The organism is Klebsiella sp. R390 (genome assembly GCF_051131745.1).
Lineage (GTDB): Bacteria > Pseudomonadota > Gammaproteobacteria > Enterobacterales > Enterobacteriaceae > Klebsiella.
Genome location: NZ_CP180445.1, coordinates 3,615,580 through 3,634,713 on the forward strand (window position 1 = coordinate 3,615,580; position 19,134 = coordinate 3,634,713).

Consider the following 19,134-nt stretch of genomic DNA (forward strand, 5'->3'; position numbering starts at 1 on the left):
CCTGAGGCTGGCGGTGGCAGGCAGCATGATTGTCACTTCGTCGGTCTACGGGTTTATGCCGGAATACGATAACGGACGAGTCGACTTTGCCGGGCGGGTGACGGATATTTCCTGCAGCGTGGCGCTTAACGGCGGCCATAATGCCGGCAGCGGCAACGTCTGGCTGGCGCCGGTGAGCCTGGCTGAAGTCCACGCGCGTGGCGCCGGAGCATTGATGAAACCGCAGTCTTTCACTCTTGAGCTGTCGAACTGTCAACTACGTCACGATGGCGGCACGGCGGATAGCCATGAGATCCGCTCGGTGAATGTGCGTTGGGTTGATGGATTTATGCTGACGGCGGCGGCCAACGAAAACGCTGGCTATCTGGCTAATATGCTGCCGGACGGGGCGCGAAATATCTATCTGGCACTATCGACCAATGACAATAATACCCTCGATAAGAGCAATAAAATTGTACCCGCCGATCCGCAGCAAAACCGGGTGTCGATGGTAGAGAAATCGGTTAATGGTGGGGTATTTACTTACTATATTGGCTACGTGTCGCCGACACCGCTGCAGGCCACCAGCGGCCCGATAACCAGCTGGGCCACCTGGGAATTAGTATATAACTGAAGGTGTGCGCTTTTCGTCAATAAAAATACCGGGTGGTTCCGGTATTTTTACTGGGTAATGTTTTCCTGAACCAGTTGTTCAATACTGACTTCTTTCCAGTAATGGCCCTGAACAGCAAACCACTCCATCCCCTGAAGCCATTTTTTATGCGCTTCGCTTTCCACCCCTTCAATAATGACGTTGTGGTTATTGCGCGAAAGGAAGGTTACCAGAGCATCCATTAAAGGACGGCCGGACTCTTTTTTCATTAAATGCCAGAAGAAGTCTTTATCAATTTTGACATAATCAAAATGATATCCACGAATAGCATTAATGCCCGCATAACCAGAGCCAAAGTCATCGAGCCATAAGGTCGAAGTAGGGGTTGTTTGCCAGTTAGCAAGTGCATCGTTAAGCAAACTATTGGCGTTTTCAGTCACCTCAAAGTGAACACAGCCCAGGCGTTTAATATAGTCTTCGATTTTTGGATGATGGAGCATGCTGAGAATGTGGTCGTCGACATTGATTGTCGCCGAAATGCCATTGTCGATAAACCACGCTTGGTGCTTTTCAATTAATGCTAATTGCTCCATGAAAATACTTTCACGCAGCGCGGTATTAGCGTGGCGAAAGAAATACTCCGGGGCCACCGGCATGGTATCGAAACGGCTTAAGCACTCCACAGCAACCAATGTATCTTGTGGCGAGAACATTTTTTGAAAGACATAACGTACTGCGATATCACTACGGGACAATTTGTTATCTGAAAATAGGTTGGCTTTCATTTTTTCGCGCCGGGAAATTACACATTGTTGTTGCAGGGTGTCATGATTATAAGTGACCTTGTTGTAGTTGGGAATAATTATTAAATGTAACTTCCCAATTAATTGTTTGGTTTTGATTGGTCTCCGATTGTTTTTATGCTGAAGATGGGATATACCCGTTTTTAGCATTGATGCAGGTTGACTATTTTCTGGTTCATCATCCGGGAATTATCCATACCCAGCTTTTTCATGATATGCATTTTATGGCTGTGTACCGTTTTATGGTCGATGTTCAGCAGGGTGGCGATTCGTTTGTTGTTATGGCAGGCCATCGTCAGCTCAAGAACCTGTAACTCTCTGGCGGAGAGTTTCTTCTGCGCCGGAGCATGGCGTCCGTTGAGCGGCGTGCTGGTGGCAAGACAAAAGTCATTCAACGATGATTTTTCTGTGAGTATCAATACGTTACCTATATCTATCAGCTCCAGGCACAGGCTGGCAATGTCACTTTTTACCATCAAAATCAGCCGGGTGCAGTTCAGGAGATACCCGCGTAGCGTATTGAGTCGCGACATTGTTTCGGCAGCCGATATGTCCTGATGGATGACATTAACGATGACGATGCCGGCGAAAGGCATCCCTGCCTTTTGCGCAATATCCTGATAACGAAAGATTGAGATATTTTTATTGTTATCAACCATATAGCGATGTATCGATTGACCAATGAAATTGTCATCAGTGTACAGCGATATCCTGTCCAAAAGATCAGACTCTCTTTTTACGTTTGGCTTCCAGAATCAAATCCAGCAGCATTTTCTCTATTCTGGTTCTGTCATCTTGATGGCGGAATTTAAACTGACAGGACACCTGATGGTAGGTCTCCTGGTCTACGCTGCCATCGTCGAGGGTGACCTCAATGACATTCTTGATGACTAAATCGATAGTGATTTCGCCGTATTCAGCTAATGACAGAATTGAATTTTTCAACACCGAATGATGGCCGAGAAACTTTAAGTTAGGGTTTTTCGCCATCAACGCGCAGCCGCCATCCGAGATGTCTTTAATTTCGAAAGTATAGTTCTCACCATTTTTATGTCGGCCACGACAAAAGAAATCATAGTGGTGATGCAGGCGAAAGCGCGGGTCGCGTCGGCGTTGAATCACCTGCAGACAGTCAGGCAGGGTAAATGAGAATTTATTACCCTGTTGGTGCTCGCCGTCATAATTTTCCAGCAACGTCGAGTTGAATTCAATCTTGCCTGAATCACTATGCAGAATGAATCTATATCTATTCCCTGGAGGGATCTTGCTATGCGTGACGATATGGAACTCGGCAAAATCAACCCGTGTGAGTTGGGTCATGATGCTTTTGTTATTGAGGAAGATTTCTATCTCAGACTGTTTTCTGAGTTCTTCCCTGAAAATAGCAATGATCTCATACCTGCTGGTTTTTATTGTTCCCTCAGTCATCTAGATTCCTTGTTGATTTTTATTGTGTGTAGTTAATTTTTTGTATAGCAATGCCAACATTCTGATTGTATTAACCAGATGTTTTTCTGAGCATTTGATGTTATTAGCTATCTTTGTAGCTGGATTGATTTGTATAAACGTCGAATCAGATATTGTTTTTCCTGTAATCAAGAGTTCAAAAAAGTCTGGAAGGCAAAAACGACAGAAGTCCCCATTAAGGAGACTCGTCAAAAAAAGTGTAATTCACTGCTGTGTATGAGGTTATTGGTTACTGAGTGGTGTAAACAACTACCTACTTATTCTATACCCTAAATAATTCGAGTTACAGGAGGGCGGCGACGCAGGGAATCCCCGGGAGCTTACTGAAGTAAGTGACAGGGGGGCGCGAGAAAAGCCAACGTACATGTAACCTGAAGAATAACGGGTATATATAGTGCCAGCACTGTTGGGCTTATTCCAGGCAAATAATGGCAGGGCGAATGACGCCCTGTCCGTGCCGGTGCGAAAAGCCTCCGCAGCGGATGCCCGTGACCGTCAGGCCTGCAATTTATTTAACGTTGCGATGGCCTCTGGCGGAAGAGTCAGAGCGCCTGCGGCGAGGTTTTCCTGCAAATGCTGGAGCGAAGAGGTGCCCGGGATCAGCAGAATATTAGCCGAGCGTTGCAGCAGCCAGGCAAGGGCCACCTGCATCGGTGTTGCCTCCAGTGCGGCGGCAACATCGTTCAGTTCCTGCGCCTGCAGCGGGCTAAATCCGCCCAGCGGGAAGAACGGGACATAGGCAATATTCTGTGCGGCAAGCAGGTCGATCAGCGCATCATCGCCGCGGTTGGCGACGTTGTACTGGTTCTGCACGCAGACGATGGGCGTCAGCTTTTGCGCGTCGGCCACCTGCTGTGCGGTAACGTTGCTGAGGCCAATGTGGCGGATAAGTCCGCGTTCTTTAAGCTCGAGCAGGGTGGTCAGCGGCCCTTCGAGCGACCCTTCGACCGGCCCGTGGGCGCTGAGCATGCTGCGCAAATTCACGACCTCCAGTACCTCGAGGCCCAGGTTACGCAGGTTATCTTCCACCGCTTGCGTGAGTTCTTCCGGCGATGTTGCCGGGAGCCAGTTTCCTTGTTCATCACGGCGGGCGCTGACTTTGGTCACGATGCAGAGATCGTCGGTGTAAGGGTGCAGGGCTTGTCGAATCAGCTGGTTGGTGATGTGCGGGCCGTAAAAATCAGAGGTATCAATATGGTTGACCCCGGCTTCCACCGCCGCCTGCAGAACCCGGATGGCGCCATCCGGGTCAGCCGGTGGGCCGAAGACGCCAGGGCCGGCCAGTTGCATGGCGCCATACCCCAGGCGATAAACCTGACGATGACCTAATGTGCCGCTTCCGGATTGTTTTACGCTGGACATGGATATTCCCCGATGATGAGCAAAGCCTAAGCGTCTATCCCAGTAGACTATTTTATTTACCATTTTGGCCCAGGGCAGTGCACCAAATCCTCACGTACTGCGTGTACGCTCCGGGATTGAAGCGCTGTCCGTGTCCAAACTGGCTACAACAATGTACGCCTACTGGGGTGGACTCTAAGTGTAAGTCAGGGGGGAAACTTGTTGCGACAGGAATGTTGGCAGAACGTGCGGTGGCGGTAAGAACCGCCGCCGCAGAGGGGAGTTTAGCTGAAGAACATCACGGAAACGCACATCAGTCCGACCACCAGAGTGATGAAGTTACCCACGGAGCGGTATGGCTTCAGGGTCGGAATAATGTAGGTCGACAGCGTTGGCATGATGAACAGAATCATGGCGATCAGCGGTCCGCTGATGGCGTAGATCATCGAGATGGCATTCGGGTTGATAAAGCAGACCACGAAGGTCAGCGCTGAGACCAGCAGAATCGAGATCGCACGGTTAAAAGCGCGGCTTTTCCGAACGCCCACCTGACCCAGCGTGGTTTTGACGATTTCGCTGGCGCCTTCAATCACCCCGAAGTAGGTGCCAAGGAACGATTTGGACATGGCGACCACGGCGACCACAATTCCGGTCACCGCCAGCCACGCCGGAGAACCCGGCATCATCGAGAGGGCGGAGAGGATCGTTACCCCTTCATTTCGCGCATTCTCAATATAGGAGGCCGGGATCGCCAGCAGGCAGCTAAAGACAAAAAACAGCACGCTGGCGCAGATGATCGTGTAGGCCACCTTCATGATTTTTTTGCATTTACCCATGGCCTGCTCGCCGTATTTCTCCTGCTGATCGATAGCAAAAGTCGAAATGATAGGCGTATGGCTAAAAGCGAAAACCATCACGGGAATCGAGATCCAGATCTGGTGGAACGTGTGCGAGGTCAGCTGCATCTGGCTGGTGAGATGCTCTGGCTGCCAGTCGCGGATAAGATAGACAGACAGGAACAGAAAGCAGGCAATCAGTGGGAACACCAGAAAGCCCATCACTTTAATCGTGATGTGGCGACCCATCAAAAAGATCAGATTCAGCACCATCACCACGCCGAGGCTCAGCAGCGCGCGAACGCCTGGCGTAATCGGCATATGCCGGCTCAGCTGCTCCGCCAGGGAGTTGGTGATGGCGACCGCGTAAATCAACACCACGACAAAGAAGGCGAGAAAATAGAGCGCGGTGATCAGGTTCCCTACTTTCTTGCCGTAGTAGTGATTGACCGCACCGGTGATCCCGAGGCCGGGGGCGGCTTTCGCGGAGAGGATGAACTGACTCAGGGCTTTATGCGGCCAGTAGGTTAACGGCCAGGCGACGAGGGCAGTAATGAACAGGACAATGGCGCCCGCGGATCCTAGCTGGATCGGCAAAAACAGGGTACCAGCGCCTACGGCAGTGCCATATAAGGCAAAACTCCAAAGAGTTTCTTCTTTTGACCAAATTTTAGACATCGTGTGAATTTATCAACCGTAAAACCAAAAAAAAGGAGTGTAATTTACCACAACAATGGATGAGCTGTGGCGATAGTTTAGGATGACAAATAAGCGCGGCGATCGCCGGTTGGCCTCCCGGCGTCGCGCATTGATTAACTGCGTGCCAGCATTCGCTGCTGACGATATTTCAGTACCCGCTCGCGCAAGGTATCCCACAGCCAGTTAAACAGCATGGTGTAGGGCAGGAAGAACAACATAAAGCCGATTTCCAGCATAAATGCCTGGATCAACGAGACGCCGAGGACCCATGCCACGGCGGTGACCCCGATAATAATGAAGCCGCTCTCAAAGCCGATCGCATGCAGGGCGCGCACTTTCAGGGTGCGTATCACCCGGGAAACCGGCCACAGGCGATCGAAAACGGCGTTATAAATCAGGTTCCATACCATCGCCAGGGTGGCGAGCAGGATGCTCAGCCCACCCATCTCGACGACCGAGCGCTGCATCAACCAGGCGGCGGTTGGGGCGAGGATCAGCGTGGCGAGTCCTTCAAAGCTGACCGCATGGATAACGCGTTCTGTCAGCGTTTTACGTTGTAACGTATTCTGTTGCATGGTGTATGGCCTCCGATAAAACCATTATTCCGATCGACCTATTCAGGGATGGGAAATCTGTTGTCAGAATTTATGCCGCATTTTATGGATAATTGTGATAAACAAAAGATAGGTTCCATCGATAAAGTAGATAGTTCATGCGCTATTCACCTGAAGCTCTGATCGCCTTTGTGGAAGCGGTCGCCTGCGGTTCGTTTTCTGCCGCCGCCCGCCGCTTGCGGAAAAGCCAGTCCACCATCAGCACCGCGATTGCCAATCTTGAAACTGACCTCGGAGTGGAACTGTTTGACCGTTCCACCCGGCAGCCCACGCTTACCCCGCAGGGGGAGCAGGTACTGAGCTACGTCAAAGCGATTCTGGCGGCCAGCGAACGCCTGGATGAGCTGGCTATTTCGCTCTCGGATGAGACCGAGGCGCGCCTCACCTTCGTGCTTTCTGACACCCTCCATCCGGACGTGCTGGAAGACCTGTTGCAGCAGTTCGACCGGCGTTTTCCCCATACCGAGTTTGAGTGCCTGATTGGCGAAGATGAGGACGTCATTGACCTGCTGCAAAAGGAGCGTGCGCAGGTCGGGTTAATCGAGGCCAGAGAGCGCTATCCGACAGAGATCGGCAGTACCCGCCTGCCGTTGCAAACCGCGATGGCTATCTACGTCGCGCCGACGCATCCGCTGGCCCTGCAGGAGCGGGTGATCTGGGATGAGCTGCATAGCTGGCGCGAGCTCCGTCTCAGTACTTTCCTTGGCAACCCGGCGGAACCGGCAAAGGGGCAGGTGTGGTCCGCCCCTAACTATTTATTGCTGCTCAGTATGACGGTGCAGGGGCTGGGATGGTGCATTTTACCCTGCGCGCTGGTGGAGGAGTTTGCCGGTTCAGGTGGCCTGGTTGCACTGAACATTCCCGGTTGGCCACGGGCTATCTCCGTGGATTTGTTATGGAATAAGCGGGCGCCACCGGGAAAAGCCGGGAGTTGGTTGCGTCAGCATTTACAGCACCAGGAGCACTGAGGCAGTCGCAATTCTTTGTGATTCACCTCACTTTTTTTAAACAATTGCGAAATTTTTTGATAACAATTCTCTACTATGTTGCTGTTTCTTTGCGCAGAGGCAGGCCAGAGGTAGAGGATGAAAGATGTCGTGATCGTCGGTGCGTTGCGGACCCCAATCGGTTGTTTTCAGGGGACCTTAGCGCGACATTCGGCGGTGGAACTGGGAAGTCTGGTAGTGAAGGCGCTGGTGGAGCGGGCCGGTATCGACCCCCACAGTGTGGATGAGGTGATCCTCGGGCAGGTATTAACGGCTGGCACCGGACAAAATCCGGCGCGGCAGTCGGCTATTCGTGGCGGGCTGCCGAATACCGTTTCCGCCATCACGATTAACGATGTCTGTGGCTCCGGGCTGAAGGCGCTGCATCTGGCGACCCAGGCGATCCAGTGCGGCGAAGCCGATGTGGTGATTGCCGGTGGCCAGGAAAATATGAGCCGTGCGCCGCATGTCCTCACCGACAGCCGTACCGGTGCGCAACTGGGGAACAGCCAGCTTATTGACAGCCTGGTGCACGATGGCCTGTGGGACGCCTTCAACGATTACCATATGGGTGTGACCGCGGAAAATCTGGCGCGGGAGTATGGCATCAGCCGTGAGCTTCAGGATGCCTGGGCGCTGAGTTCACAGCATAAAGCCCGGCGGGCGATTGATTCCGGGCGTTTTCGCGATGAGATCGTGCCGGTGAGCACCGAGTTGAATGGTGCCCCGCGAATGGTCGATACCGACGAGCAGCCGCGGGTGGATACCAGCGCAGAGGCACTGGCGAGCCTGCAACCGACCTTCGATCGTCTGGGATCGGTGACCGCCGGGAACGCATCGAGCATCAATGATGGCGCGGCGGCGGTGATGATGATGAGCGAAACCAAAGCGCATGAGCTTGGTCTGCCGATCCTCGCGCGGATCCGTGCATTTGCCAGCGTCGGGGTCGATCCGGCGCTGATGGGTATTGCACCGGTGCATGCGACGCGTCGTTGTCTGGAAAGAGCCGGATGGCGCCTGGATGAGGTTGATCTTATCGAAGCGAACGAAGCCTTTGCGGCGCAGGCGATTTCGGTGGGAAGGGTGCTGGAGTGGGATGAGCGTCGGGTCAATGTCAACGGCGGCGCGATTGCGCTGGGCCATCCGATTGGCGCTTCTGGCTGTCGTATTTTGGTGTCACTGGTACACGAGATGATTAAGCGCGATGCCCGTAAAGGGCTGGCAACGCTGTGTATTGGCGGCGGTCAGGGCGTGGCGCTGGCGGTGGAACGCGAATAAGTTCTTTCTTTAACGAATATTTATCAAGCCTCCGGTCGGAGGCTTTTTTTATTCCTGTTTTTCGCAAAATACCACCGCGAAAACGTCCCGCCGGAGCGTTTTTTGGTGAGCTTTGTCACGTCTTCTTGTGCCATGTTTTTTGAAACAAATAATTACGATCTCGATCACTAAAACATGAGTATATAAAAAATAAAATCCAGTTTCATAAAATAGAAACATAATTTTAATTTTGAGGGGTACCCCATGTTTGCAAGAACTCTGGCTCTGGCTGCGCTCTGTGCTGCAACTTTCTCTGCATCTGCTGTAACCGTCGATCTGCGTCATGAATTTATTGATGGTGGTAAAACCGATAAAACTAACGCCGACCGTGTTGCGGTCTCACATCGTTTTGCTAATGGCTTCGGCTTCTCCGTCGAGGCGAAGTGGAAATCAGGTGGCGATAATACCGACCAGCCGTATTCAGATTTCGTTGGTAATGGTCACGAGGAGACTATTAGCTGGCAGTGGAAGGCCAATAAGAATTTCTCAGTCACGCCTGGGTTTAATATCGAGAGTAACGATAGCCGCTCAATCTACAAACCAAACCTGCGCGTGCAGTACAGCTTCGATAATGGCTTCTATGTAGCCGCCCGTTACCGTTATGACTACACCCGTTATCCGGCCAGCGCGGGTAAAGAAGATGACAAAGTGAACCGTGGCGATGCGTGGGCTGGTTATGTCCTTGGCGACTGGCGTGCTGAGCTGAACTATGTGTATGCGCGTAGTTCTGAAGGTGTGAATCGTAACGACAACAAACCGTACTCGCAGGAATACAACCTGAAAGTGGCGTATAAGCTGGATAAAAACTGGGCGCCGTATGGTGAGTTAGGTAACGTTGGGGTGAATGACCGTAGCGATCGCCAGACGCGTTTCCGTGTGGGTGTAGCTTACACCTTCTAAGAAAGCCGATTTTGATGATGACCCTGGCGTAGTTGGCCGGGGTTTTCTGTTTTTGGCGAAGCGTAAAAGCGGGGGGAATATTTATTTAGATGAGCAAACATGCCACCCAGTTTAATTCATCTCCCCATCCCATTCCCCTGAATCACCAGCCAAAAAAAAGCCCTCCGCGGGGGAGGGCAAGGCCAGTTACAGAAACACTCAATCAAAAAGTCTACGTTATGCTTTTAACATCTCTGGGTTTTCAGGCAATTTGGCAATGTAAAGCGCCGGCTTACCGTCTTTATCAGAGCTGTACAGAATGGCACTGTCGTCCGGCGTGAACGACGGGTGCGGGTGGGTAACCTGACGGCTGTTCGCCACCGTCGCCCAGGAGGTATCGTGACGCGCGACGCGATAGTAAGCCTGCTTCGCGACATCGAAAACATACAGATACGGATCGTTATCGATGGTGTAGCCGCTGGTATCTTTCACATCTACCGGCGTACCGGAGCCGTCGCCAACCAGCAACGTGCCGTCAAAATTGCTCATCAGATGGGAACAGGCCGGCATCTGCATCAACGCGGTGTTGACGCCGGTATCCGGGTTGAAGCTGTAAATGGTACGTCCCTGCTGACCTTTCAGATAAGAGACGTACACCAGCGCTGAACCGTTCGGCACCCAGAACTCATGGGTGCAGCTCTCGCCTTCCGCATGCTCTTTGACTTTGCGAACATGACTGCCGTCTTCATTGACCATCCACATGCGCGCATCCACCAGATCGTGTGGGCCTTCGTGGCAGAAAGCGACGGTGTTGTCGTCGAATGGGCGATAGATCGGGTGGCCCAGCCAGTTCTTCTCTTCATGAATCACGCTGCTGGCCCCGGTTTTTAAATCGACGCGCAGCAGGCGGCAGTGTGGACCTTTATGGAAGAAATCATGGAAAATCTGCCAGTCGTTGAGCGGCGTCCAGTCGCTTTTAGCAATCTCAATGCCGACCAGTTTGGTGCAGTCGCTGTTGGCAACCCAGGTACCGTAGCCGACCCACTCGTCGGAGACGCGATACACTTCGCGCTCCTTAAGGGTGGTGAGGTTCACTTCTAGCAGCGTGCGGTCGTTCTTCACGTAATACAGTGAAGCGTCATCCGGGGAAAGGAAACCGCCGAAGGTGTTGTCGCCAGCCCCTTCAGTCAACTGGATGGCTTCGGCTTTCGCGATATCTAACAGATAGTAGTTCCAGTGACCGTCGAACTCGCCGGCAAACAGCAGATGGCTGCCATCATTGAAAAAACACTTCTGATAGAAATAGTTACGATGACAGGTTACTTCCGGTGGGGTTAGGCGGGTAATTTCCGCGCCGGTATCCGGATCGTGACTGACTTCGTAGTTTAATTTTACCCGCATGCCTTTAGCCATGATGTACTCCTTTTCTTTCCTGCAGTATCGCCAGCCGCGAAGGGGCGCGCGTCGCCAGGTGAAGTTGATTTAAAAGATAGGTGTTAATTTATCAAAACATTGTTTCATTATTTGTGATGGCGAACGCAAATCACCATAAAATCTTGCACTGGATCGCAGTTTTTTCCCGCCTCTGGCCGTGCGACGACGGCTAACTTTGATTTCATACTCACTTATTGCCTTGTTTTGTCTTTTTTTGAAGATTGTTTAATTGACTGTATTTTAATGTTTTTTTAATGGTTTTTCCTCGTAGTCAGGCACACGCTCCGTGATCCGTTTTGCATTTTTGATAATTACATTGCGAAAATATGAAACATCGTTTTAATAAAAATTGAAAACAATTTTCCCAAGGGGTAAGATGGCCGTAATAGCAAAGCAAAACTGTGTTTTATTTTTCTATTACGGATAACGCTCCGGGCGTTTCCCCAGGCGTCAGGAGCCGTGCGGGTTGCGGGCCGGACAACGAATAGAACCTTGCCTGTGTTGTACGGGCTCTGAAAGATTAAGGAATAAATTATGATTCTCGATGCATTCTCTCTACAGGGTAAAGTGGCAGTAGTAACGGGCTGCGACACCGGACTGGGCCAGGGTATGGTGGTAGGTCTGGCGGAAGCGGGCTGCGATATTGTAGGCATCAACATTGTTGAACCGACGGAAACCATCGAGCGCGTCACCGCGCTGGGTCGTCGTTTCCTGAGCCTGACGGCCGATCTGCGCCAGATTGATGGTATCCCGCAGCTGCTGGAACGTGCGGTTGCCGAATTCGGTCATATCGACATTCTGGTGAACAACGCCGGTCTGATTCGTCGTGAAGATGCCATTGAGTTCAGCGAGAAGAACTGGGATGACGTCATGAACCTGAACATTAAGAGCGTGTTCTTTATGTCTCAGGCGGCGGCGAAGCACTTTATCGCCCAGGGCAACGGCGGCAAGATCATTAACATCGCCTCGATGCTCTCCTTCCAGGGCGGTATCCGCGTTCCGTCTTACACCGCATCGAAAAGCGCCGTGATGGGCGTGACCCGTCTGCTGGCGAACGAGTGGGCGAAGCACGGCATCAACGTGAACGCCATCGCGCCGGGCTATATGGCCACCAACAATACCCAGCAGCTGCGCGCTGACGAACAGCGTAGCACCGAGATCCTTGACCGTATCCCGGCGGGTCGTTGGGGTCTGCCGTCTGACCTGATGGGTCCGGTGGTGTTCCTGGCATCCGGCGCATCGGATTACATCAACGGCTATACCGTTGCGGTTGATGGCGGCTGGCTGGCGCGCTAATTGATTGCCTCTTAGCGTCCGATAAAAAAACCTGCTGCGGCAGGTTTTTTTATATCGTAATAATAATTGTCCATACTCTAAAGCAGGAATAATCCATATTAATTTGTTATGAATTTCATGAGTCCCTTTATTTAAGCGGCTTTATCGTTGGTCGGATATTATTCATTGTTGTATTGAAAGTTGAATGTCCATCACAAAACAGACTTTGCCAGCCAATTAGTCCATATCTTTGACCTGTCCTCCCTGACACATTATCGCGTCAATCACGTACTTTCAGTGCACGTCTTACTTTGCTCAGGCAGGAAAAAATGACTTCAATCAGTGATGGCGTGACGGTAATACCGCGTAATCAGCGCGATACCCGACGCATGAATCAGTTCGTTTCGATTGCCGCCGCGGTGGCAGGATTGCTTTTTGGCCTTGATATTGGGGTCATTGCCGGGGCGTTGCCCTTCATTACCGACCATTTTGTCTTATCCAGCCGGCTTCAGGAGTGGGTGGTGAGCAGCATGATGCTGGGGGCGGCGATTGGTGCGTTGTTTAACGGCTGGCTCTCGTTTCGCCTTGGGCGCAAATACAGCCTGATGGTCGGGGCGGTCCTGTTTGTTGCCGGTTCCCTCGGTTCGGCGTTTGCGACCAGCGTGGAAATGCTGCTGGCAGCGAGGATCGTGCTGGGCGTTGCCGTCGGGATCGCCTCCTATACCGCACCGCTGTATCTTTCTGAAATGGCGAGTGAAAACGTGCGCGGCAAGATGATCAGCATGTATCAGCTGATGGTCACGCTGGGTATCGTGATGGCCTTCCTGTCCGATACCGCCTTCAGCTATAGCGGTAACTGGCGGGCGATGCTGGGCGTGCTGGCTCTGCCGGCCGTGCTGCTGATTATTCTGGTGATTTTCCTGCCGAACAGCCCACGCTGGTTGGCGGAAAAAGGGCGCCATGTCGAAGCGGAAGAGGTCCTGCGTATGCTGCGTGATACCTCAGAAAAAGCCCGCGACGAGCTCAATGAAATCCGCGAAAGCCTGAAGCTGAAGCAGGGCGGCTGGGCGCTGTTTAAAATCAACCGTAACGTCCGTCGTGCGGTGTTCCTCGGCATGTTGTTGCAGGCGATGCAGCAATTTACCGGTATGAATATCATCATGTACTACGCGCCACGTATTTTTAAGATGGCCGGTTTTACCACCACCGAACAGCAGATGGTTGCCACCCTGGTGGTTGGCCTGACCTTTATGTTCGCCACCTTTATCGCCGTCTTTACCGTCGATAAGGCCGGGCGTAAACCGGCGCTGAAAATCGGCTTTAGCGTAATGGCACTGGGAACCCTGGTGTTAGGCTACTGCCTGATGCAGTTTGATAATGGCACCGCCTCCAGCGGCCTTTCCTGGCTGTCGGTCGGTATGACGATGATGTGTATTGCCGGCTATGCGATGAGCGCCGCCCCGGTGGTGTGGATCCTGTGCTCCGAAATTCAGCCACTGAAATGCCGCGACTTCGGGATCACCTGTTCCACTACCACGAACTGGGTGTCGAACATGATTATCGGCGCGACGTTCCTGACGCTGCTTGATTCGATTGGCGCCGCCGGCACCTTCTGGCTGTACACCGTTCTGAACGTCGCGTTTATCGGCGTGACTTTCTGGCTGATTCCGGAAACCAAAAACGTCACCCTCGAGCATATCGAACGTAAGCTGATGGCGGGCGAAAAGCTGCGCGATATCGGGATTTAATTATAGTGATGAGCGGGGTAGCCACGGGCTGGCGACGCGTACCGTCTCCCGATGGCTGTCCCCGTTAATAATATGCAGGGCGCTCAGGCGCCCGATATCATAATGTGGAAGCTGCACCGTCGACAGCGGCGGTAAAAACAGATCGCCAATCCCCACCATATTGTCATAACCCACCACCGCCACGTCCTGCGGGATCCGCAACCCCAAGCCCAGCAATGTTTGATAGACCATAAAGGCGATTCGGTCGTTACCGCAGATCACCGCGTCGAACTGCGCTTTCCCCTCGCGAATACCGGCCAGTACCATCGCAGGAATATCATGATAATGGCGATCGCCCAGGGCCATATAGTGATGCGTGAGCGTTTCCGGGGCGATACCGGCCTCCCGGCAGGCGCGCTCCAGCCCCCGGCGGCGGCGCACGGTCGCCAGATGATTTTGCGGAAGATGCAGGCACAGCGGGTTGCGGTAGCCGGCGGCCAGCAGCGCCTGCACCGCGGTATACTGACCCTGCTCATCATCCGGTATATAGCTGGCGACCGGATCGTTGAGGCTTTCGCAGTTGGCGAGTACGCAGGGCAGCGTCAGCAGTTTGGCCGGCACCGGCACCTGGCGCAGCCCCATAGTGGTGTAGATGATACCGTCAGGGCGGTGGGAGAGCAGCAGGTCGACGATGGTGTCCGGGCTGTCGTCGGAGAACATATTCACCACGAAGCTGTTCCAGCCGTGCGCCCGGGCGGTCTCTTCGATAGACAGCGTGATATCGACCGAAAACGGGGTGGTGACGGTATCCAGCGCCAGTACGCCAATAGTATTTGGCGTGGCGTGGGCGCCGCGGATTTTCTTGGCGGAAAGGTCAGGGACGTAGTTGGTCTGCTCGATGGCGGACTGCACGCGGGCCAGGGTCTCGGGCTTGAGACGTTCCGGGTTATTCAGCGCCCGCGAAACGGTCATCAGCGATACGTTTGCCAGTTTTGCCACATCTTTCAAGGATGCCATCTTTCATACTCCACCGTTGCTGCCCTGCAACAGGCTATACAACTAACTCACTGATGTAAAAGGATCATGCGATATTCTATCGCACGCGATGCGGATGCTGGGGTGACGAATCTTTGATCGCGATCTCATCTCCATTATGTTAACGTTAACTTTTGTGATTAACATCATGTATCGCAGCAAAACGCCATGATTTATGTTTTTTGTTAACGTTACCATTGCGTTCGTCACCCCAACACGAGCATGCCATGATGAAAGCACATCACTCTCACAGCTATCCGTTACTCAGTGCCTTACTGTTTTTCTTTTTTGTGACCTGGTCTTCCTCCGGCTCTTTGCTTTCTATCTGGCTGCACCAGGAGGTGGGGCTGAAGGCGGGCGATACCGGGATTATCTATGCCGTTTTGTCGGTGTCGGCCCTGTTTGCACAGGTCTGTTACGGTTTTATTCAGGACAAGCTCGGGCTGCGTAAAAACCTGCTCTGGTATCTCACCGTGCTGCTGATCCTCTCGGGACCGGCCTATTTACTGTTTGGCTATCTGCTGAAAATTAACGTGCTGCTCGGCAGCATCTTCGGCGGGATCTATATCGGCTTAACCTTTAACGGCGGTATTGGTGTGCTCGAATCCTACACCGAGCGCGTGGCGCGCCAGAGCCAGTTTGAGTTTGGCCGGGCGCGGATGTGGGGATCGCTGGGCTGGGCGGTGGCGACCTTTTTTGCCGGCCTGCTGTTTAACATCAACCCGAAACTCAACTTTGCGGTCGCCAGTTGCTCCGGTCTGGTGTTCTTTATTCTGCTGGCGCGGCTGCGGGTCTCGTCCGCACCGCAGGCTATGCAGGAAGCGATCGCGGGCGGCAAAGTGACGCTGGAAGATGCGCTGCGGTTGCTGACGCTGCCGCGCTTTTGGGCGCTGGTCTTTTTCGTCGTCGGCACCTGTATTTACGGCGTTTACGACCAGCAATTCCCGGTCTATTTCTCCTCGCAGTTCGCGACCTTGCAGGAAGGGAACGCGATGTACGGCTACCTCAATTCGTTCCAGGTGTTCCTTGAAGCCGCCGGCATGTTCTGTGCGCCGTGGCTGGTTAACCGCATCGGGGCGAAAAACGGGCTGATTTTCGCCGGGATGGTCATGGCGCTGCGCATGGTCGCTTCTGGCCTGGTGGAAGGGCCGCTGCTGATTTCCATCACCAAACTGCTGCACGCGGTGGAGCTGCCGGTGCTGCTGGTGGCGATTTTTAAATACAACAGCATCAACTTCGATAAACGTCTCTCTTCGACGCTGTACCTGGTCGGCTTCGCCTGCACCAGCTCGGTGATTGCCACGGTACTGTCGCCGCTGGCGGGCTACAGCTACGAAATTTATGGCTTCGCCCGGTCCTATCTGATCATGGGCCTGCTGGTGTTCTGCACCACCTTTATCTCCATCTTCTTGTTGCGCTCCAGCCGGTCATCCTCGGATCCGCTGATGTCGCAACCCTCCGCTATCTGAATGAAAAGAGTGAAGAATATGACTTACACCATTGCTAACGCCGAACAGGAACTGCAGCACAAAAGCGAAGCGTTGAATCCGCGCTGGTATCCGCGCTATCACCTCGCCGCCCGGGCGGGCTGGATCAATGACCCGAATGGCCTGGTCTGGTTTGACGGCTGGTATCACGCTTTTTATCAGCATCATCCGTACTCCACCCAGTGGGGACCGATGCACTGGGGTCATGCCCGTAGCAAGGATTTGGTCCACTGGGAGCATCTGCCGGTGGCGCTGGCGCCGGAAGGGCCGGAGGACAAAGATGGCTGCTTCTCCGGTTCCGCCGTGGTGGACGGCGATACGCTGGCGCTGATTTATACCGGGCATAAATTCAACGGTGAGGTCGGTAACGAAGACGATCTGTATCAGGTGCAGTGCCTGGCCACCAGCCGCGATGGCGTGCACTTCGACCGCCAGGGGACGGTGCTGGATACGCCGCCGGGGCTGCATCATTTTCGCGATCCGAAGGTGTGGCGTGAAGGGGAGCACTGGTACATGGTGGTCGGCGCTCGCGTCGGCGATACCGGACAGGTGCGGCTGTACCGCTCGACCGATCTGCGCCAGTGGCACGATGAAGGGATCCTGGATGAAGCCGAAGCCGGGATGGGGTATATGTGGGAGTGCCCCGACTTCTTTACCCTTGGCAATAAGCGGGTGCTGATGTTCTCACCTCAAGGCATGGCGGCTCACGGCTATCACAACCGGAATCTGTTTCAGAGCGGCTACCTCACCGGCGAGTGGCAGCCCGGCCAGCCGTTTGTTCGCGACGGGGAATTTGTTGAGCTGGATCTCGGCCATGATTTTTATGCACCGCAAAGTTTCCTGACGCCAGACGGCCGCCGCCTCATCATCGGCTGGCTGGATATGTGGGAGTCGCCGCTGCCGGAGCAGGAGGATGGCTGGGCGGGCATGCTCTCGCTGCCGCGGGAGCTGACGCTGGGGGCGGACAATCGTCTGCTGATGCGTCCGGCGCAAGAGGTAGAGTGCTTGCGTGGCGCCTGGTTCCCCTGGCCGGTGAGCACCCTGAACAACCAGCAGTCGCTGATGGTGGAAAACGCTGAGGCGATGGAGGTGATTCTGCACTGGGATTGCGCGGGCAGCACCGCGGAACAGTACGGGCTGAGCTATGGTGACGGCCTGCGCATTTACGTTGATGCGCAGATGCAGCGGTTGGTCGTGGAACGCCACTATCCGCAGCATGGGCTGTGCGGCGTTCGCAGCGCAGCGATCTCCTTGACGTCGCCGCTCACGCTACGCCTGTTTTTCGATCGTTCTTCGGTGGAAGTGTTTATCAATGAAGGTGAGGCCTGCCTGAGCAGCCGTATTTATCCAGAGGCTCAGCGCCGGGCGTTGTCATTATTCGCCTGCAACGGCAGCGCGCTGCTCTCGGAAGCCGGCGCCTGGCAGCTAGAGTAATCCGCCAGATTCTGGATAAGCCCCGTCCGTGATGCCGGACGGGGCGTCACTACGTTCAGACTTCGGCCAGATACAGTGCCGGCATACCTTCTTTGTCAGAGGTAAACAGCACCCAGCGGTTATCCGGTGAAAACGAAGGGTGAGGGTGGCTGACCTGACGTTCGCCGTTAATCACCGTCCAGGTGGAGTCATGGCGACAAATTGCTTTCTGCTCGCCAGAACGCAGATCGAACAGCCAGATGTAGGGATCGTTAAGCTGAATATCGCCGGTATGATGAGGCGAACCGTCGCCGACTACCAGCGAACCATCATGGTTGCTCATCAGGTGAGAGCAGGGCGGTATTGTCATCAACTGGTGGTTCTCCAGAGTTGCCGGGTCGGCGCGCCAGAGATAGCGGTGCGGATCGTTCTCCTGGTGGGCAACGTAGTACAGCGCCGAGCCGTCGGGAACCCAGAATTCATGGGTGAAGCTTTCGCCGGGCTGGTGCTGGCGTACTTTACGCACATTGCGGCCATCGGCGTCGATAAGCCACATTCTGGCATCGATTGCATCGCGCGGTCCTTCATGGCAGAAAGCAACCGTGTGGTCATCAAACGGGCGGTAGATCGGATGGCCCAGCCAGCGTTTTTCCTGCAGTACCACGCGCTGTTCGCCGCTATGCAGATCGATGTTGATCAGCCGACACTCGGGTTCAGTAAAGTAAAATGCGCGGAATTTTCCCCAGTCGGTCAGCGGCTGCCAGTCGCTTTTTTTGATTTCAATCCCCACCAGTTTGCTGCCATCGCTGTTCGCCACCCAGGTGCCGTACGCGACCCACTGATCATCCACTTCGTAGACAACCTGTTCTTCCAGCGAGGCCAGATCCACCCGGCGCAGCTGATGGTTATTTTTGACATACCACAGCGAGCGGTCGTCCTCGGATAAGAAGCCGCCAAAGGTATTGTCGCCGGGACCGTCGGTCAGCTGTATCGCCTGCTGCGCGGCGATATCTAACAAATAGTAGTTCCAGTGGCCTTCGAATCCGCCACCAAACAGCAGTTTACCGCCGTCGCGGGTGAAGCATTTTTGATAGAAGTAGTTGCGGTGGCAGATGACGTGCGGGGGCGTCATCCGGATCACCCGATGACCGGTTTCGCTGTCTTCCGTGGTGCGAAAATTCAGCGGGATGATTTTGCCTTTCATGACTCACTCCTGATAAAAAAATACC

17 protein-coding genes and 1 pseudogene are annotated in these 19,134 nt (G+C 53.7%); 9 read left to right on the top strand and 9 right to left on the bottom strand.

The genetic code is table 11. From position 1 onward, the window contains the following. Nucleotides 1-25: 25 nt before the first annotated feature. Nucleotides 26-613, top strand: coding sequence for a fimbrial protein (locus ACMYSP_RS16970; RefSeq protein WP_434587145.1), 588 nt, complete (start codon nucleotides 26-28; stop codon nucleotides 611-613). A gap of 47 nt (nucleotides 614-660) precedes the next feature. On the opposite strand, the gene mrkJ is transcribed toward ACMYSP_RS16970, so the two are convergent. The 6 genes from mrkJ to ACMYSP_RS17000 form a co-directional block, all read right to left on the bottom strand. After that, nucleotides 661-1,377, bottom strand: a complete 717-nt coding sequence (gene mrkJ, locus ACMYSP_RS16975) for a cyclic-di-GMP phosphodiesterase MrkJ (RefSeq protein WP_434583213.1) — start codon at nucleotides 1,375-1,377, stop codon at nucleotides 661-663. A gap of 161 nt (nucleotides 1,378-1,538) precedes the next feature. Further along, nucleotides 1,539-2,114 (bottom strand): LuxR C-terminal-related transcriptional regulator, encoded by a 576-nt coding sequence (locus ACMYSP_RS16980; protein WP_434583214.1) that lies wholly within the window; start codon nucleotides 2,112-2,114, stop codon nucleotides 1,539-1,541. 4 nt (nucleotides 2,115-2,118) lie between these two features. After that, complete coding sequence (locus tag ACMYSP_RS16985; RefSeq protein ID WP_434583216.1) at nucleotides 2,119-2,823, bottom strand: flagellar brake protein; 705 nt, start codon at nucleotides 2,821-2,823, stop codon at nucleotides 2,119-2,121. Between the two features lie 534 nt (nucleotides 2,824-3,357). Further along, nucleotides 3,358-4,224 carry an aldo/keto reductase family oxidoreductase gene (locus tag ACMYSP_RS16990; protein WP_434583217.1) on the bottom strand — a complete coding sequence of 289 codons (867 nt, stop codon included), beginning with the start codon at nucleotides 4,222-4,224 and terminating at the stop codon, nucleotides 3,358-3,360. Between the two features lie 263 nt (nucleotides 4,225-4,487). Then, nucleotides 4,488-5,717, bottom strand: a complete 1,230-nt coding sequence (locus tag ACMYSP_RS16995) for an amino acid permease (protein ID WP_434583218.1) — start codon at nucleotides 5,715-5,717, stop codon at nucleotides 4,488-4,490. A 134-nt stretch (nucleotides 5,718-5,851) separates the two neighbouring features. Next, entirely contained in the window at nucleotides 5,852-6,313 is a 462-nt protein-coding gene (locus ACMYSP_RS17000) for a multidrug/biocide efflux PACE transporter (RefSeq protein ID WP_434583219.1), read from the bottom strand. Between the two features lie 137 nt (nucleotides 6,314-6,450). Here ACMYSP_RS17000 and ACMYSP_RS17005 point away from each other — a divergent pair, with 137 nt between their 5' ends. The 3 genes from ACMYSP_RS17005 to ACMYSP_RS17015 all read left to right on the top strand — a co-directional run bounded on the left by ACMYSP_RS17005 (nucleotide 6,451) and on the right by ACMYSP_RS17015 (nucleotide 9,555). Then, the gene (locus ACMYSP_RS17005) at nucleotides 6,451-7,320 is read left to right on the top strand and encodes a LysR family transcriptional regulator (RefSeq protein WP_434583220.1); all 870 of its coding nucleotides are present in this window, start codon (nucleotides 6,451-6,453) and stop codon (nucleotides 7,318-7,320) included. 117 nt (nucleotides 7,321-7,437) lie between these two features. Then, nucleotides 7,438-8,616, top strand: a complete 1,179-nt coding sequence (locus ACMYSP_RS17010; RefSeq protein ID WP_434583221.1) for an acetyl-CoA C-acetyltransferase — start codon at nucleotides 7,438-7,440, stop codon at nucleotides 8,614-8,616. 243 nt (nucleotides 8,617-8,859) lie between these two features. Beyond that, nucleotides 8,860-9,555 carry an oligogalacturonate-specific porin KdgM family protein gene (locus ACMYSP_RS17015; RefSeq protein WP_434583222.1) on the top strand — a complete coding sequence of 232 codons (696 nt, stop codon included), beginning with the start codon at nucleotides 8,860-8,862 and terminating at the stop codon, nucleotides 9,553-9,555. A 216-nt stretch (nucleotides 9,556-9,771) separates the two neighbouring features. Here the strand turns inward: ACMYSP_RS17015 and ACMYSP_RS17020 are convergent, their stop codons facing one another. Further along, nucleotides 9,772-10,947 (bottom strand): oligogalacturonate lyase family protein, encoded by a 1,176-nt coding sequence (locus tag ACMYSP_RS17020; protein ID WP_434583223.1) that lies wholly within the window; start codon nucleotides 10,945-10,947, stop codon nucleotides 9,772-9,774. Between the two features lie 555 nt (nucleotides 10,948-11,502). Here ACMYSP_RS17020 and kduD point away from each other — a divergent pair. Together kduD and araE are read left to right on the top strand one after the other, a co-directional pair. After that, nucleotides 11,503-12,264: a 2-dehydro-3-deoxy-D-gluconate 5-dehydrogenase KduD gene (gene kduD / locus ACMYSP_RS17025; protein WP_434583224.1), complete on the top strand. Its 762-nt coding sequence runs from the start codon at nucleotides 11,503-11,505 to the stop codon at nucleotides 12,262-12,264. Nucleotides 12,265-12,572: 308 nt separating this feature from the next. Next, nucleotides 12,573-13,991 (top strand): arabinose-proton symporter AraE, encoded by a 1,419-nt coding sequence (gene araE, locus ACMYSP_RS17030; RefSeq protein WP_434583225.1) that lies wholly within the window; start codon nucleotides 12,573-12,575, stop codon nucleotides 13,989-13,991. Here the strand turns inward: araE and ACMYSP_RS17035 are convergent, their stop codons facing one another. Next, nucleotides 13,992-14,987 (bottom strand): LacI family DNA-binding transcriptional regulator, encoded by a 996-nt coding sequence (locus tag ACMYSP_RS17035; RefSeq protein WP_434583226.1) that lies wholly within the window; start codon nucleotides 14,985-14,987, stop codon nucleotides 13,992-13,994. Between the two features lie 109 nt (nucleotides 14,988-15,096). On the opposite strand from ACMYSP_RS17035, the pseudogene ACMYSP_RS17040 reads away from it, so the two are divergent. The 3 genes and pseudogenes from ACMYSP_RS17040 to ACMYSP_RS17050 all read left to right on the top strand — a co-directional run. Next, nucleotides 15,097-15,174: pseudogene (locus ACMYSP_RS17040) on the top strand (hypothetical protein); the annotation flags it as partial. Nucleotides 15,175-15,232: 58 nt separating this feature from the next. After that, nucleotides 15,233-16,474: an MFS transporter gene (locus tag ACMYSP_RS17045; RefSeq protein WP_434583227.1), complete on the top strand. Its 1,242-nt coding sequence runs from the start codon at nucleotides 15,233-15,235 to the stop codon at nucleotides 16,472-16,474. A gap of 18 nt (nucleotides 16,475-16,492) precedes the next feature. Further along, a complete protein-coding gene (locus ACMYSP_RS17050) occupies nucleotides 16,493-17,926 on the top strand; it encodes a glycoside hydrolase family 32 protein (protein WP_434583228.1) in 1,434 nt (477 codons plus the stop codon). A gap of 55 nt (nucleotides 17,927-17,981) precedes the next feature. Here ACMYSP_RS17050 and ACMYSP_RS17055 read toward each other — a convergent pair whose 3' ends face one another. Further along, on the bottom strand, nucleotides 17,982-19,109 hold the full coding sequence (locus ACMYSP_RS17055; RefSeq protein WP_434583229.1) for an oligogalacturonate lyase family protein: 1,128 nt from the start codon (nucleotides 19,107-19,109) through the stop codon (nucleotides 17,982-17,984). Nucleotides 19,110-19,134 lie beyond the last annotated feature (25 nt).